At 39.1% G+C, this 16,064-nt stretch carries 13 protein-coding genes; 12 read left to right on the top strand and 1 reads right to left on the bottom strand.

From position 1 onward, the window contains the following. The first annotated feature begins 33 nt into the window (after window positions 1-33). The 5 genes from secA (at window position 34) to holA (ending at window position 7,729) form a co-directional block, all read left to right on the top strand. Window positions 34-2,733: a preprotein translocase subunit SecA gene (secA, locus tag EV694_RS03020; protein WP_132689027.1), complete on the top strand. Its 2,700-nt coding sequence runs from the start codon at window positions 34-36 to the stop codon at window positions 2,731-2,733. A gap of 86 nt (window positions 2,734-2,819) precedes the next feature. Further along, on the top strand, window positions 2,820-3,236 hold the full coding sequence (mutT, locus tag EV694_RS03015) for an 8-oxo-dGTP diphosphatase MutT (protein WP_132689023.1): 417 nt from the start codon (window positions 2,820-2,822) through the stop codon (window positions 3,234-3,236). A 308-nt stretch (window positions 3,237-3,544) separates the two neighbouring features. Further along, window positions 3,545-6,127, top strand: coding sequence for a leucine--tRNA ligase (gene leuS / locus EV694_RS03010; protein ID WP_132689021.1), 2,583 nt, complete (start codon window positions 3,545-3,547; stop codon window positions 6,125-6,127). A gap of 55 nt (window positions 6,128-6,182) precedes the next feature. After that, window positions 6,183-6,692, top strand: a complete 510-nt coding sequence (locus EV694_RS03005) for an LPS-assembly lipoprotein LptE (RefSeq protein WP_132689018.1) — start codon at window positions 6,183-6,185, stop codon at window positions 6,690-6,692. Then, window positions 6,689-7,729, top strand: a complete 1,041-nt coding sequence (gene holA / locus EV694_RS03000; RefSeq protein WP_132689015.1) for a DNA polymerase III subunit delta — start codon at window positions 6,689-6,691, stop codon at window positions 7,727-7,729. Before EV694_RS03005 ends, holA begins: the two co-directional genes overlap by 4 nt. 239 nt (window positions 7,730-7,968) lie before the next feature. On the opposite strand, the gene matP is transcribed toward holA, so the two are convergent. Then, on the bottom strand, window positions 7,969-8,424 hold the full coding sequence (gene matP / locus EV694_RS02995; RefSeq protein WP_132689012.1) for a macrodomain Ter protein MatP: 456 nt from the start codon (window positions 8,422-8,424) through the stop codon (window positions 7,969-7,971). 227 nt (window positions 8,425-8,651) lie between these two features. Between matP and EV694_RS02990 the strand changes: the two genes are divergently transcribed. The 7 genes from EV694_RS02990 to EV694_RS02960 all read left to right on the top strand — a co-directional run bounded on the left by EV694_RS02990 (window position 8,652) and on the right by EV694_RS02960 (window position 15,939). After that, entirely contained in the window at window positions 8,652-10,442 is a 1,791-nt protein-coding gene (locus tag EV694_RS02990; RefSeq protein ID WP_243645957.1) for an AAA family ATPase, read from the top strand. 191 nt (window positions 10,443-10,633) lie between these two features. Then, window positions 10,634-11,164 (top strand): 3-hydroxyacyl-[acyl-carrier-protein] dehydratase FabA, encoded by a 531-nt coding sequence (fabA, locus tag EV694_RS02985; RefSeq protein WP_165865494.1) that lies wholly within the window; start codon window positions 10,634-10,636, stop codon window positions 11,162-11,164. A 126-nt stretch (window positions 11,165-11,290) separates the two neighbouring features. Continuing rightward, a complete protein-coding gene (prfA, locus tag EV694_RS02980) occupies window positions 11,291-12,373 on the top strand; it encodes a peptide chain release factor 1 (protein ID WP_132689006.1) in 1,083 nt (360 codons plus the stop codon). Continuing rightward, window positions 12,373-13,263 (top strand): peptide chain release factor N(5)-glutamine methyltransferase, encoded by an 891-nt coding sequence (prmC, locus tag EV694_RS02975; RefSeq protein WP_132689003.1) that lies wholly within the window; start codon window positions 12,373-12,375, stop codon window positions 13,261-13,263. Before prfA ends, prmC begins: the two co-directional genes overlap by 1 nt. A 26-nt stretch (window positions 13,264-13,289) precedes the next feature. Further along, window positions 13,290-14,087: a SirB1 family protein gene (locus EV694_RS02970; RefSeq protein WP_132689000.1), complete on the top strand. Its 798-nt coding sequence runs from the start codon at window positions 13,290-13,292 to the stop codon at window positions 14,085-14,087. A gap of 15 nt (window positions 14,088-14,102) precedes the next feature. Next, window positions 14,103-14,960, top strand: a complete 858-nt coding sequence (kdsA, locus tag EV694_RS02965; protein ID WP_132688997.1) for a 3-deoxy-8-phosphooctulonate synthase — start codon at window positions 14,103-14,105, stop codon at window positions 14,958-14,960. A gap of 37 nt (window positions 14,961-14,997) precedes the next feature. Next, window positions 14,998-15,939: a 2-hydroxyacid dehydrogenase gene (locus EV694_RS02960; RefSeq protein WP_132688995.1), complete on the top strand. Its 942-nt coding sequence runs from the start codon at window positions 14,998-15,000 to the stop codon at window positions 15,937-15,939. Window positions 15,940-16,064 lie beyond the last annotated feature (125 nt).

Here is a 16,064-nt window from a genome sequence, read left to right as displayed (position 1 = left end):
TTTTTTAATTTTTAAAAATGATAAAGAGATATTATGCTTTCAACTATTGTAACTAAAGTGTTTGGTAGTCGTAATGACCGTATTTTACGCCGTTTAAATAAACGTGTTGCCCAGATTAATAAATTAGAGCCTGAATTTGAGGCGATGACTGATGAACAATTACAAGGAAAAACCGCTGAGTTTCGTCAGCGTTTGACACAAGGGGAGAAACTTGAGGATTTAATTCCTGAAGCCTTTGCCACAGTGCGTGAAGCGAGTAAGCGTGTGTTAGGTATGCGTCCTTTTGATGTTCAGCTTATTGGAGGAATGGTGCTTAATGATCGTTGTATCGCAGAAATGCGTACCGGTGAGGGCAAAACTTTAACCGCAACCCTGCCTTGTTATTTAAATGCCTTGAGTGGTAAAGGGGTGCATGTGGTTACCGTTAATGATTATTTAGCGCGCCGAGATGCGGAAACCAATCGTCCTTTATTTGAATTTTTAGGTATGACGGTTGCTGTCAATGTGCCGGGAATGTTGCCACAAGAGAAGCGCGCTGCTTATGCCGCCGATATTACTTATGCCACTAACAGCGAATTAGGTTTTGATTATTTAAGAGATAATTTGGCTCATTCAGCACAAGAACGTTTCCAACGCCCATTACATTATGCTTTGGTGGACGAAGTGGATTCTATTTTAATTGATGAAGCTCGTACCCCTTTGATTATTTCTGGGCAAGCAGAAGATAGCTCGGAGCTTTATGTCGCTATTGATAAATTAATTCCTAAATTGATTTTACAAGAAAAAGAAGATAGCGATGAATATCAAGGCGATGGCGATTACACCGTTGATTTAAAGAATAAACAAGCCTATTTGACCGAACGTGGACAAATTAAAATTGAGAAATTATTGGCTGAATTAGGTTTAATGACGGAAGATGAGTCCTTATATTCGCCATCAAAAATTTCTTTACTGCACCACGTTTATGCGGCATTGCGTGCTCACGCTTTATTTGAACGCAATGTAGATTATATTGTGAAAGATGGCGAAGTGGTGATTGTTGATGAACATACAGGTCGTACTATGGCAGGTCGCCGTTGGTCTGATGGTTTACATCAAGCCATTGAAGCCAAAGAGGGCGTAAAAATTCAAAGCGAAAACCAAACTGTCGCCTCTATCACTTATCAAAATTATTTCCGTCTTTATGAAAAATTGGCGGGGATGACGGGGACAGCGGATACCGAAGCCTTTGAATTTCAACAAATTTATGGCTTAGAAACCGTTGTGATTCCAACCAATCGTCCAATGATTCGTGATGATCGTACAGATTTAATGTTTGAAAATGAGGCCTATAAATTTGAGGCGATCATTAAGGATATTAAGGATTGTGTGGCACGCAATCAACCTGTGTTAGTGGGAACCATTTCCATTGAAAAATCTGAATTATTGTCTTTAGCCTTAACCAAAGCAGGCATTAAACATAGCGTATTAAATGCGAAATTTCATGCTCAAGAAGCAGAAATTGTGGCGAATGCAGGTTATCCCGGCGCGGTAACCATTGCTACCAATATGGCAGGACGAGGAACAGATATTGTCCTGGGCGGAAGTTGGAAAGCGGAAGTAGAGAAATTAGATAACCCAACTCAAGCACAAATTGATGAAATTAAAGCCGCTTGGCAGAAACGCCATGATATTGTTATGGCTGCAGGTGGGCTACATATTATTGGTACAGAACGCCACGAATCACGCCGTATTGATAACCAGTTGCGAGGACGTTCAGGGCGTCAAGGCGATCCTGGTTCATCACGTTTTTACCTTTCTTTGGAAGACGCATTAATGCGGATTTATCTCAATGAAGGCAAATTAAATATGATGAAAAAAGCCTTTACTGAACCCGGCGAGGCGATGGAATCCAAGTTATTAGCCAAAGTGATTGCCTCAGCACAAGCAAAAGTAGAGGCTCATAACTTTGATGGACGGAAAAACTTATTGCAGTTTGATGATGTGGCAAACGATCAACGCCACGCTATTTATAATCAACGTAATTATTTATTGGATAACGAGGATATTTCTGAAACCATTGAGGTTATTCGAAATGATGTATTCAATGCAGTCATTGATCAATATATTCCACCACAATCCTTAGAAGAAATGTGGGATATTCCTGCCTTGGAGCAACGTTTAAAAACGGATTTTGCCTTGGATTTACCTATTCAACAATGGCTAGAAGAGGATAATCATTTACATGAGGAAACCTTGCGTGAGCGTATTTTACAATATGCCGTAGAAGAATATAAACGTAAGGAAGAGCTTGTGGGTGCGGATACCATGCGTAATTTTGAAAAAGGCGTGATGTTACAGCTTTTAGATGAATTATGGAAAGATCATTTGTCCGCAATGGATCACTTGCGTAAAGGTATCCATTTGCGTGGTTATGCACAGAAAGATCCGAAACAAGAATACAAAAAAGAATCTTTCCAAATGTTTACCGAAATGCTTGATGCCTTAAAATTAGGTGTGATTAGCACCTTAAGCAAGGTACAAGTGCGTAGCCAAGAGGAAATTGAGGCTGCTGAACGTGCCAGAATCGCAGCCGCACAACGAGAGGCGGATAATATTCAATTACACGCTAATAGCGAACAAGCGAATAATGAACCACAACAGGTTAATCGTAAAATAGGGCGTAATGAGCCTTGTCCATGTGGTTCAGGTAAGAAATACAAGCATTGCCATGGTAGTCGAGTAAAAGCCTAGAAAAACCAAGTGCGGTCGATTTTTAAAAAATTTTAAAATCTGATCGCACTTTTTTATCAGTTAAACCCATTGGAGAAACCAAAATAATGGAAAAACCCTTAATTAAGGTAGCCGTAGGGATTATTCGTAATGAATTTAAACAAATTTATTTAACCCAACGCTTAGAAGGACAGGATTTTGCTCAAGCATTAGAATTTCCCGGTGGCAAAGTGGATCCCGGAGAAACCCCCGAACAAGCCTTAAAACGAGAACTTGAGGAAGAAGTGGGAATCCATGTTTTATCCGCTTACCCTTATGAAAAATTCTGCTTTGAATATCCAACAAAATTTATTGAATTTTATTTTTATTTAGTTGAAGAATGGGTAAATGAACCCTTTGGACGAGAAGGACAAGAGGGGCTATGGGTTGCTCAAAATGAATTAGATGCAAGCCAGTTCCCACCAGCAAATGCCCAAATTGTTCAGCGGTTATTGGGGGAGATCTTTTCGCAAAGTATTGTTTAATAATCTATGGAGCAGTTGTGCTTAAAGGAGGGATAGTGCAATTTATAGTAGGTTTTGGTTTGTTTCATACCATTATAGTTATTCCATTTTAAAATAATTTTGAAGGACTATAAAACAGCCCCACGCAATGATTTCAAAGTAGAACGATGATAATTTACTGACTTATTCACAAAACCCCATAATATACCCTATTTTTTTTTACGGTTTTAAGCTATCCTATATCACATTTTCAATGATTAATTCTTTTATCATCTCACCTTTATAACAAAAGTGCGGTGGTTTTTTATTTAGTTTTTAAGGTATCGCTAATGTTAGAACAATATCGTCCTGATTTAATTGAGCCTGAAGTGCAACAGTACTGGGCTGACAACAAAACATTTAAAGCCGTAAAAGATACAAGCAAAGAGAAATATTATTGCCTTTCTATGTTGCCTTATCCTTCTGGGCGTTTGCATATGGGACACGTCCGCAATTATACCATTGGTGATGTGGTGTCTCGTTATCAACGTATGAATGGCAAAAATGTACTGCAACCTATGGGGTGGGATGCCTTTGGTTTACCTGCTGAGGGGGCGGCGATTAAGAATAGTACCGCACCAGCAAAATGGACTTATGAAAATATTGAATATATGAAAAACCAGTTGAAGGTGTTAGGTTTTGCTTATGATTGGGATCGTGAGGTGACGACTTGTCGCCCTGAGTATTATAAATGGGAGCAATGGTTTTTCACTGAGTTATATAAAAAAGGCTTGGTGTATAAAAAAACATCGACTGTGAACTGGTGCCCTAATGATGAAACGGTTTTAGCTAATGAGCAAGTACACGAGGGCTGTTGTTGGCGTTGTGATACGCCTGTAGAGCAAAAAGAAATTCCGCAATGGTTTATTAAAATTACTGATTATGCTGAGCAATTACTTGGTGGTTTGGATCAGCTTGATGAATGGCCTGATATGGTAAAAACTATGCAGCGTAACTGGATTGGGCGTTCTGAAGGGGTTGAGATTACCTTTAAATTAAAAGACAGCGAACAAAGAGTGGCGGTTTATACCACGCGTCCTGATACCTTTTATGGCGTGTCTTATATGGCGGTGGCGGCGGGACATCCTTTAGCGGAGCAAGCGGCACAACATAACCCAGCCTTAGCACAATTTATCCAAGAATGTAAAAATACCAAAGTGGCAGAAGCGGAATTAGCCACCATGGAAAAGAAAGGGATGGCGACAGGTTTATTCGCTATTCATCCTTTAACGGGCGAAGACGTGCCAATTTGGGTCGCCAATTTTGTGTTAATGCATTATGGTACAGGGGCGGTAATGGCGGTGCCTGCCCACGATCAACGAGATTTTGAGTTTGCTAGCAAATATGGTTTACCTATTAAACAAGTGATTGCGCCTGCCAATAATGAAAGCATTGATTTGAGTAAATGTGCTTTTACTGAGCATGGTATCAATGTGAATTCTGCGGAATTTGATGGTTTAGATTTTAACGCGGCATTCAATGGTATCGCCGATAAATTAGAGGCAATGGGCGTTGGTAAACGCCAAGTAAATTATCGCTTGCGTGATTGGGGCGTTTCCCGTCAACGTTACTGGGGCGCACCCATTCCGATGTTGACCTTAGCGAATGGCGACGTTGTGCCAGCACCGTTACAGGATTTACCGATTATTTTACCTGAAGATGTGGTAATGGATGGGGTAAAAAGCCCGATCAAAGCAGATCCAGAATGGGCGAAAACCACTTATCAAGGACAGCCAGCGTTAAAAGAAACGGATACCTTTGATACCTTTATGGAATCCTCTTGGTATTATGCACGCTACACCTCGCCAACTTATGATAAAGCGATGTTAGACAGCGATGAAGCGAATTATTGGTTACCTGTAGATCAATATATTGGCGGCATTGAACACGCCACTATGCACTTACTTTATTTCCGCTTCTTCCATAAATTGTTGCGTGATGCGGGCTTAGTCAATTCCGATGAGCCTGCTAAAAAATTATTGTGTCAAGGTATGGTATTGGCTGATGCGTTCTATTACACCAGCCCAACCAATGAACGTATTTGGGTTTCTCCAACGCAGGTTACGCTTGAACGTGATGAAAAAGGGCGGATTATTAAAGCCACTGATCCAGAAGGACGTGAGCTAGTCCATAGTGGTATGACGAAAATGTCAAAATCCAAAAATAACGGTATTGATCCGCAAGAAATGGTGGAAAAATATGGTGCAGATACCGTCCGTTTATTTATGATGTTTGCCTCGCCAGCGGAAATGACCTTAGAATGGCAAGAATCTGGCGTAGAGGGGGCAAAACGTTTCTTGGCTCGTGTATGGAATTTAGTTTACGAATATCAAAAAGATCCTGCCAAAACAACGCTAGATTTGACCGCACTTTCCAGTGAGCAAAAGGCATTACGCCGAGATGTACATAAAACCATTGCGAAAGTTAGCGATGATATTGGTCGCCGTCAAACCTTTAATACCGCCATTGCCGCGATTATGGAGTTAATGAATAAATTAACCCGTGCTAGCCTTGCCACTGAACAAGATAAAGCCTTGATGGCAGAGGCATTAAGTTCGGTGGTGCGTATGCTTTACCCAATCACGCCACACATTTGCTTCCAATTATGGCAAGCCCTTGGCAATCAAGAGAGTATCGATAATGCCCCTTGGGTGGAGGCAGATCCGCAAGCGATGATCGATGAAGAAAAATTGGTGGTGGTACAGGTTAATGGCAAAGTGCGGGCTAAAATTACTGTACCAGCGGATATGGAAGAAGAACAAATTCAACAACGTGCTTTAGCGGAAGAAAATGTTCAAAAATTCCTTGATGGTTTAACCATCGTGAAAACCATTTATGTACCGGGTAAATTATTTAGCTTTGTGGCAAAATAATTCTAATATTGACCGCACTTTGAATAAAGTGCGGTATTTTTTAGAGAGATTTCTTATGTTAAAACAACTTAAAACAATCTTGATTATCAGTAGCCTATCGTTACTTTCTGCTTGCGGTTTTCATTTTCAAAATGAACAAATTTTACCCAAAGAAATACAAACTATCCAACTAGAAAGTAGCGATCCTTATAGCGATATGGCAAGAGCCTTACGTAACCAATTACAATTACGCAATATTAATATTGTGGAAAATCAAAACAATGTTACGGTTTTACGTTTAAATAAAACCAGTACAGATTCTTCTGTGGCGTCTGTTTTTAAACAAGGACGAGAAGCCGAAAAAATTCTCATCTTAAATGTTGAGGCTTCGGTTAAATTACCAAATCACGTGGCTTATCCAATTTCAGCGCATGTTACCCGCACTTTTTTTGATAACTCTCGTGCTGCGTTAGCAAAATCCGCAGAAAAAGAGATGATCTGGCGTGATATGTATGAACAAGCTGCACGTCAACTGATTATAAAAATGGCGGCTATTCCTCATAAAATAACGACTGAAGTCCAATGATTCGTATTTTTGCTGAACAACTAAACACACATCTTGCCCGACATCTAAATCCCATTTACTATTTAGTGGGGCAAGATCCATTATTATTAGAAGAAAGTACACAGCAAATTATTCAAACCGCACAGGCTCAACAATTTGATGAAAAATATCAAGTAAGCATTGACAATAATACGGATTGGAATGAATTATTTGAACGTTGCCAATCTATGGGGTTATTTTTTAGTCGGCAAATTATGATTCTTATTTTGCCTGATAAATTAACAAGCACATTGCAACAAAAACTTGCTGAACTTATCTCATTATTACATCAAGATATTCTACTTATTTTGCAATTTAATAAGCTAACCAAAGAATATGAAAAGCAGAAATGGTATCAACAAGCCAATGAATATGACCCCCAACTGCTCCAAGTGAATTGTCAAACGCCAAATATTGCTCAATATCCCCGTTGGATCACACAACGAGCAAAAGCAATGGGATTAAATCTTGATCAAGAAGCTACCCAATTATTAAGTTATAGTTATGAAAATAACCTATTAGCCTTACACCAAACCTTACAACTCCTCGCTTTACTTTATCCTGATCACAAATTAACTTATCCCAGAGTAAAAGAAATTGTTGAACAATCCTCCGTTTTTACCCCTTATCAATGGATCGATGCCCTATTAGAAGGCAAAGAAAAACGAGCAAAACGCATTCTCGAAGGCTTACAACAAGAAGATATTCAACCTATTATTCTATTGAGAATACTACAAAAAGAACTCAATATTTTGCTCGAAATTTCTCAGCCACAGCAGAAAATCCATCTAGAGCAATCTTTACCTCATCAACAATTAAATGATATTTTTGCTAAATTAAAGATTTGGCAAAATCGCCGCCCATTATTTTTAGCCATATTAAAACGTTTTACCTATCGTCAATTATTTCAAACTTATCGAAAATTAGCAGAAATTGAACGCGCTATAAAACAAGATTTTAGTAGCGACATTTGGCAACAATTAGAAGAGCTTAGTGTGAGTATTTGTAGTAATAGGTAGAATGATTTTTATAGGTGTAGTGGAAAAAAGTTGCTAATAATTTTTCAAGTTATTAGTAACTTTTTTATTAAGAAAATTTTTATAAATATTTCTCATAATATAGTCGTTTTAAATAAGATACTATGTTGAACTCTCTTATATACTGATTGTATATGGATTTTTTAGCAGCTATTTTGTTCATTACACCTTTAAACTGAAAGGGCTATAAAAGGGTTATCATTTTAATGATAATAAGTTGGTTACTTAGGTTTATTGAGTAAATCAGCAAGTCCAGCTTTCATCATTGACATTTGAGATTCATACAATGCTTTGCTCTCTTGTTCATCAATCATAAAATTAATGGTTTCAGATAATGTCATTTTATTTTTCTTAGAATATTTTGAAAGTCTCAACCAAACAGCATATTCTAAATCAATAGACTTTTTCTTTGTCGATTGTTTTTCGGCATTAAAAAAACGTTTTCGCTTAGCTCGGATCGCTTGATCTAGCTTTATGGCTAAATTAGGAGAAAGGTGTTGAGTAATCCAATTTTCAATAATGGTAGGATTATGTTGTGCTTGAATTAATTGCTGAGCAATTTCCTGCTCAAGGCTTTTTTCTTCATACGCAGTAATTTTTTCCCCATTACGTTGTTTTTTTACTAAATAAAGCCATTTCCAATGTGCTTCTTGATTTTCAAGTTTTTGATATTTCATAGATATTCCTAGCGAGTAAACGAGAGGAAAAGAGATTTAATCAATCATATTAAATGTTATGTTACCTGTTCATCATTTTTTTGGCTAGCATTTTATTATTCATAGTTGAATGATAGTTTCATCTTTTATATTGAAAACTAATGAGAATAAAACACAATCCCTATGCTATCCCAATAAATTTTATGCCATAATAGCCACAAAATATTTTATATCAGAGTGAGAGTTTCGTGTCTTTATCTTTATCCAGTCAATATTGCTTAGATTATCAGCAGTTAGTACCACAATTATTGTTGTCTGAACAGGCGTTTCAATGCGTTGATTATATGGCGTTGCAGCCGAGGGCGGTGTCTTGTTTGCGTTATTTTTTGCAAAATCCAACGGATAAATTATTGTTATTGAAAAGTAATGAGTGGGCGGAGAATAGCCAATTTATTGAGAATTTTGTGCAACAAAATTCAGTGGTTTTTACACCGCAAAATAGCGATAAATCAGCGGTAGCAGGGGTAAAATATGTGGTAAAACAAGGCGATGAAACCTGTTTTCCACAAGTTCAGCTGATGCCTGCACAATCTGTGGAGGATAATTTTGTCAGTAAATATAAGGTGGCGAAAGCCTTATATTTTGATCGCTGTAAGTTATTGGGCTGTTTACGTCAACATACCTTGACTAAGCATATTGAGTTGCAAGCTGGGCTTGTTCATGCGGTAAATCAAGGGGTATTGATTTTAAATTTATCCAGTTTGTTGGCACAATTTGAGCTATGGCAACCGTTAAAAACTATTTTACTGACTCAGCAATTTGATTGGTATTCCCTTGATCCTCGTTGTCCTTTGCCTTGCGAGATTCCAAGTTATCCTTTGCAGTTAAAGTTGATTTTATTGGGGGATCGTGAAGACTTGGCTCGTTTTGCGGAATTAGAGCCTGAATTGAGTTATCAGGCATCTTATGGCGAAATGGAAAGCTATTTTGATTTAGAGCAGGTTGAACATCAGCAATTATGGGCAAATTTTGTACGTACCTTTGCACAGCAAAGAGGATTGCCAGCCATTGATGACGCTGGTTTAAATAAACTTTATCAATTATTGGTGCGAGAAAGCGAAAATCGTTATTTAGTAAGCATTGATTTGGCGAGGTTACAGCATATTTTAAGCGGAGCAAGTTTGTATGCGGAGCAAGCAAGCCTAAGTGCGGTGCATTTTGAGCAATTTTTTCAGCAACAGCTATATCAGCAGAGTTTTTTGATGACGCAAACTTATGCAGATATTTTACACGAGCAAGTGTATATCGCCACGGACGGGGAAGTGATTGGGCAGGTCAATGGGCTATCGGTGGTGGAGTATCAGGGAACGCCGATTGTGTTTGGCGAACCTTCAAGAATTAGTTGTGTGGTAAATTTTGGCGACGGCGAGATTGTTGATGTGGATCGTAAAAATGAGCTAGCAGGAAATGTGCATGGTAAGGGTATGATGATTGCTGAGGCTTGTTTAATGGGCTTGCTTAATTTGCAATCGCAATTACCTTTTTCAGCCTCTTTGGTTTTTGAGCAATCTTATACGGATATTGATGGTGATAGTGCTTCTTTGGCGATTTTTTGTGTGTTGTTAAGTGCCTTAGCGGATTTGCCGCTGCCTCAATCCATTGCCATTACGGGGGCAATTGATCAGTTTGGCTTGGTGCATCCTGTGGGTGGGATAAATCATAAGGTTGAGGGCTTTTTTAGAATTTGTCAACAGCGAGGATTAACAGGGCAACAAGGGGTGATTATCCCTTCGGTCGCACGTCAGCAATTAAGTTTGTCAGAGGAAGTCGTAAGTGCGGTGCAAAATAAACAATTTTTTATTTGGGCAGTGGAAGATGTTTATCAAGCCATAGAAATTTTGTTTAAGCGTGATTTAATTGAAGCACAACAGAAAAATGGAGCATTACAACAGCCGGCTTTATCTTATTTTATTACACAACGTATTGAATTAAGGGGAGAAGTTATCCATAAAAAACCTTGGTTTAATTGGTTTAAATAGCAGGTTTATGGGAGGTATTGCTATCCCACTTTAAGGTTTCGTTGAAAGCAAGTCTATAAGGCTTGCTTTTTTATACTGGTTGGACAAGTAAGCTTACAAGTGTTAGCTATTTTGTTTTGAGTTTAACTCTGTTAAAATCTTGGCATATGCTTAGCATAAAGATTTATTATAAATAAGAGGAAAATAAAATGATGAACACTTGTACCTCAAATAGAAAACATTCCTATTCTTATGAAGATTTGTTGGCATCAGGGCGAGGGGAGCTTTTTGGCGAAAATGGCCCTCAGTTACCCGCACCAAGTATGCTTATGATGGATCGTGTGGTTGAGATGAATGAGAATGGGGGAAAATTTGGCAAGGGCTATATTGAAGCGGAATTGGACATTCATCCTCAATTAGATTTTTTTGGTTGTCATTTTTTAGGCGATCCTGTGATGCCAGGGTGTTTAGGGCTTGATGCCATGTGGCAATTAGTGGGATTTTTCTTAGGTTGGATCGGCGGACAGGGAAAAGGACGTGCTTTAGGGGTAGGCGAGGTAAAATTTACAGGACAAGTTTTACCTACTGCCAAAAAAGTAACCTATCGTATTCATATGAAACGTGTGATTAATCGTAAATTAGTGATGGGTATGGCTGATGGCGAAGTGGAGGTTGATGGACGTGTGATTTATACGGCAACCGATTTGAAGGTAGGTTTATTTCAAGATACTTCAACGTTTTAATGGCGTGATCCATTTGATTTTAATCCCCTTGTTGATTTATTCAACAAGGGGATTGTTTTTTGTGCCATCGCTGAGAAAAGCGTGTTAGAATAAGCGAATTTTGTTGAGTATGATAAAGGTTAGTCAATGAAACCGAGTATTATTGCGAAATTAGAAAGTTTAAATGAGCGTCATCAAGAGCTTGAAGCCCTATTGGGGGACGCCACTGTTATTGCTGAACAGGATAAATTTAGGGCTTATTCTAAAGAATATGCACAATTAGAAGATGTGGTGAAATGTTTTTCTCGCTGGCAACAGTTGCATAAGAATAAGCAAGACGCTGAGCTTTTGCTCGATGATCCTGATATGAAGGAAATGGCAGAATTAGAAATTGAAGAATGCAACAGCGAAATTGAAACCACGGAACAACAGCTACAAATTTTATTATTGCCAAAAGATCCGAATGATGAATATAACTGTTATTTAGAAATTCGGGCGGGAACTGGCGGTGATGAAGCGGGCATTTTTGCTGGGGATTTATTCCGTATGTATAGCCGTTATGCGGAGTCTAAACGTTGGCGTGTGGAAGTGCTTAGCGAAAATGAAAGCGAGCAGGGCGGTTATAAAGAGATTATTGCGCGTATTAGTGGCGACAATGTTTATGGGCAATTAAAATTTGAGTCTGGCGGACATCGTGTTCAACGTGTGCCTAAAACGGAATCGCAAGGGCGTATTCATACTTCTGCTTGTACGGTGGCAGTGATGCCTGAATTACCTGAAAGTGAATTGCCTGAAATTAATCCTGCGGATTTGCGGATCGATACTTATCGTTCTTCTGGCGCAGGGGGGCAGCACGTGAATACCACCGATTCTGCGGTGCGAATTACCCATATTCCTACGGGCATTGTGGTTGAATGTCAAGATGAACGTTCGCAACATAAAAATAAAGCGAAAGCCTTGTCTGTCCTTGCTTCTCGTATTGTGCAAGTGGAGCAGGAGCGTCAAGCGGCGGAACAAGCAACGACGAGACGTAATTTATTAGGTTCTGGGGATCGTTCCGATAAAATTCGTACCTACAATTATCCGCAAGGGCGTGTTACCGATCATCGGATTAATTTGACGGTTTACCGTTTAGATGAAGTGATGAATGGTAAAATTGATGAATTAATTGAACCTATTATTACTGAATATCAAGCCGATCAATTAGCGGCATTATCGGAACAAGCCTGATGACCTATGCACAATGGCTTGTACAAGCCATAGGGCAATTAGAGCAAGCCTCTTTTATGGAGAGTGCAAAATTAGATACCCATTTATTGCTTGAAAAGGTAACGGGGAAAAATCGTGCCTATCAGTTTGCTTTTGCCGATACCTTGTTGTCAGAAAAACAACAGCAAGAATTAACCTGTTTATTGCAACGCCGTTTAGAGGGCGAGCCTATGGCCTATATTCTTGGTGAGAAAGAGTTTTGGTCATTGCCTTTGTGGGTTTCGCCTTATACCTTAATTCCCCGTCCTGATACGGAATGTTTAGTAGAAAGTGCGGTGGGTTTGGTCAACGTTTTTCTTGCCCCTTTATTGACCGAAAAACGGTTACGCATTTTAGATTTAGGCACAGGCACAGGGGCAATAGCCTTAGCGTTAGCCGCAGAGCTTACCCCTTGGGCAAGCAAGCAAGGCATTGAACTTGAGATTTATGCGGTGGACGTGGTGGAACAAGCGGTGGCTTTGGCTCAACAAAATGCACAACGGCATCATTTAAAGATTAAGGTTATACAAAGTCATTGGTTTGCTCAGCTTGATCCTAATGATAAGTTTGATTTAATTGTCAGCAATCCACCTTATATTGATGCAAGGGACGAGCATTTACAACAAGGTGATGTACGTTTTGAACCACGTTCAGCCTTAGTGGCAGAACAACAAGGGTTAGCGGACTTACATTGGATTGTGCATCAAGCACCGCATTTTTTACGTCCGCAAGGTTGGTTAATTCTGGAGCATGGCTGGCAACAAGCCGAAAAAGTGCGGTCGTTTTTTGATAAAAATAATTGGCAGCAAGTGGAAACACGGCAAGATTATGGGCAGCGAGATCGTATCACCTTGGCTTGCCTTAACCCATAATAAGAAATTGAATAAATACAGTGAATATGAAGAAATATAATCAAAAAGCATTGTTTGATACCTTAGTGAGTTTTTATTTAATTACTTGCGACGATGAGGGAGAATTGTTATCTCATATTCGATCCTCTATGGGGGGCTTAGTTCGTAAAGCACGCAAGCAGATTGGAGAAGAATTAAGCTCTAAACAGAAAGTGGAACATTTATTGAGGTTAGTTTATCAAGAATGGGGATTTCATTGCGATCCCGATCAGTATTTTTATGTGGATAATCTCTATTTAGCTAAGGTTTTTGAGCGTAAACAGGGTATGCCTGTCAGTTTGGGGGCGATTGTACTGTATTTGGCGGCTTCCCTACAACTGCCTATTTATCCTATTAATTTCCCTACCCAATTAGTGCTAAGGGTTGATCTTGAGGAGGAAACCTTGTTTATTGATCCTTGGGACGGAAAATTTATTTCACGATCAATGCTCGCTACTTTATTTGAAGGCTATTTGGGATTTGGGCATCAGTTAAGGGAAGAAGATTTATCCATAAGTTCTGAGGCAGAAATTGATCATCGTGTTTACCAAGTGGCGAAACACGCCTTAATTCGTGAAGGGCGAAATTTCTCGGCTTTGCAGGTTATTGAACATTTATTACTTTGGCATCCTGATGATCCTTATGAAATTCGTGATCGAGGATTAGTGTTAGCCAATATGCAATGTATTGATGCGGCTATCGCCGATTTAGATTATTTTGTGGAGAAATGTCCTGATGATCCTACGGCGGTTTTATTAGTGGCGCAATTAGCAGAATTAAAACAACATAATGATGTACTTCATTAAAGTAAGGAATAAAAAATGCAACAAAATAAAATTGTTAAAATTGGTCAAATTGAAGTAGCAAATGATAAACCTTTTGTTTTATTTGGCGGTATGAATGTGTTAGAAAGCCGAGATATGGCGATGCGGGTTTGTGAGGCTTATGTGGAAGTCACAGATAAGCTCAACATTCCTTATGTGTTTAAAGCCTCCTTTGATAAAGCAAATCGCTCTTCCATTCATTCTTATCGTGGGCCGGGTATGGAGCAAGGTTTGGCGATTTTTGCTGAATTAAAACGAGAATTTGGAGTAAAAATTATTACTGATGTGCATGAAATTTATCAATGCCAACCCGTAGCTGAGGTGGTTGATGTCATTCAATTACCTGCCTTTTTAGCTCGTCAAACGGATTTAGTTGAGGCAATGGCACGCACGGGAGCGGTGATTAATGTGAAAAAACCGCAGTTTTTAAGCCCGGGACAAATGGGCAATATTGTGGAGAAAATCGCCGAATGCGGTAATGATCAAGTGATTTTATGTGATCGAGGTAGCAATTTTGGTTACGATAACTTGGTGGTGGATATGCTTGGCTTTAGTATTATGCGTAAGGTATCTAAAGGTTGCCCAGTGATTTTTGATGTAACCCATTCATTGCAATGTCGTGATCCTTTTGGTACAGCTTCTGGTGGTCGCCGAGGTCAGGTTACCGAATTAGCTCGAGCAGGTATGGCGGTTGGATTGGCTGGATTATTCTTAGAGGCACATCCTGATCCGAATAGTGCGAAATGTGATGGGCCTTCTGCCTTGCCATTATCGGCATTACCTGGTTTTGTGAGCCAAATGAAAGCCATTGATGATTTGGTAAAAAGTTTTGCGCCATTAGATACTGAACGCTAATTAGAACATTAAGTAAACAACCCACTAAGGAGAGCCTATGAAAATTGTCTTTTTAGATCGTACAGCAATTCCCGCACATATTGATATTCCTCGACCGAAATTTGAGCATGAATGGATTGAATATGATCATACTTCCGCGGAGCAAGTGTTAGAACGTTTGCAAGGGGCAGAGATAGCGATTACCAGCAAAGTGGTTTTTTCTCGTGAGTTAATGCAACAATTACCACAATTAAAATTAATCGCCATTACTGCCACAGGCACAAATAATGTGGATCTTGAAGTGGCTAAAGCCTTAGGCATTTGTGTAAAAAATGTGGCGGGGTATTCTAATGTTACGGTTCCTGAACATGTTTTAGCGATGATTTTTGCCTTAAAACATAGTTTAGTGGGTTGGATTAAGGATCAATTAACGGATAAATGGGCAGAAAGTAAACAATTCTGTTATTTTGATTATCCTATTACCGATGTTCGTGGTTCGACTTTAGGGATTTTTGGTAAAGGATGTTTAGGGCAAGAAGTGGGACGTTTAGCTCAAGCATTGGGTATGCAAGTATTATATGCCGAACATCAAGGAGCGGAACAATGCCGAGAGGGTTATACCCCTTTTGAAGAGGTTTTCAAACAAGCGGATATTCTCAGTTTACATTGTCCATTAACGGAAAGTACAAAAAATTTGATTAATCAAGATACCTTAGCCTTGTGTAAGAAAGGGGCATTATTGATTAATACTGGGCGTGGGCCATTAGTGGACGAGCAAGCCTTGTTAGCGGCTTTGAAATCAGGGCAATTAGCTGGGGCAGCGATTGATGTGATGATCAAAGAACCGCCAGAAAAAGATAATCCATTACTTCAAGCGGCAAAAACCATGCCAAATTTACTGATTACACCACATATTGCTTGGGCAAGTGATTCTGCGGTAACCACCTTAGTAAAGAAAGTCAGTGAAAATATTGAGGAATTTGTTGCTACAGGTAAATAGTCGCATACTTTAAAATAATACTGCATTGGTAAGTCTTGTCTTATTTTAAATTGGAAACGGCGACAGGTTAATCTTTGATAACAGCTGAATAAGGGCTGTTATCAAAGTGTTTTTTGTTATTCTTT

The organism is Volucribacter psittacicida (genome assembly GCF_004339025.1).
Classification (GTDB): Bacteria; Pseudomonadota; Gammaproteobacteria; order Enterobacterales; family Pasteurellaceae; genus Volucribacter; species Volucribacter psittacicida.
The sequence above is the reverse complement of the archived record's forward strand: the minus strand, read 5'-3'. Positions and strand labels throughout refer to the sequence as shown.

What these genes read in the sequence shown, in the direction of transcription:
- secA (WP_132689027.1), top strand. Translation starts at nt 34, where the DNA reads ATGCTTTCAACTATTGTAACTAAAGTGTTTGGTAGTCGTAATGACCGT.
- mutT (WP_132689023.1), top strand. Translation starts at nt 2,820, where the DNA reads ATGGAAAAACCCTTAATTAAGGTAGCCGTAGGGATTATTCGTAATGAA.
- leuS (WP_132689021.1), top strand. Translation starts at nt 3,545, where the DNA reads ATGTTAGAACAATATCGTCCTGATTTAATTGAGCCTGAAGTGCAACAG.
- EV694_RS03005 (WP_132689018.1), top strand. Translation starts at nt 6,183, where the DNA reads ATGTTAAAACAACTTAAAACAATCTTGATTATCAGTAGCCTATCGTTA.
- holA (WP_132689015.1), top strand. Translation starts at nt 6,689, where the DNA reads ATGATTCGTATTTTTGCTGAACAACTAAACACACATCTTGCCCGACAT.
- matP (WP_132689012.1), bottom strand. Translation starts at nt 8,424, where the DNA reads ATGAAATATCAAAAACTTGAAAATCAAGAAGCACATTGGAAATGGCTT.
- fabA (WP_165865494.1), top strand. Translation starts at nt 10,634, where the DNA reads ATGAACACTTGTACCTCAAATAGAAAACATTCCTATTCTTATGAAGAT.
- prfA (WP_132689006.1), top strand. Translation starts at nt 11,291, where the DNA reads ATGAAACCGAGTATTATTGCGAAATTAGAAAGTTTAAATGAGCGTCAT.
- prmC (WP_132689003.1), top strand. Translation starts at nt 12,373, where the DNA reads ATGACCTATGCACAATGGCTTGTACAAGCCATAGGGCAATTAGAGCAA.
- EV694_RS02970 (WP_132689000.1), top strand. Translation starts at nt 13,290, where the DNA reads ATGAAGAAATATAATCAAAAAGCATTGTTTGATACCTTAGTGAGTTTT.
- kdsA (WP_132688997.1), top strand. Translation starts at nt 14,103, where the DNA reads ATGCAACAAAATAAAATTGTTAAAATTGGTCAAATTGAAGTAGCAAAT.
- EV694_RS02960 (WP_132688995.1), top strand. Translation starts at nt 14,998, where the DNA reads ATGAAAATTGTCTTTTTAGATCGTACAGCAATTCCCGCACATATTGAT.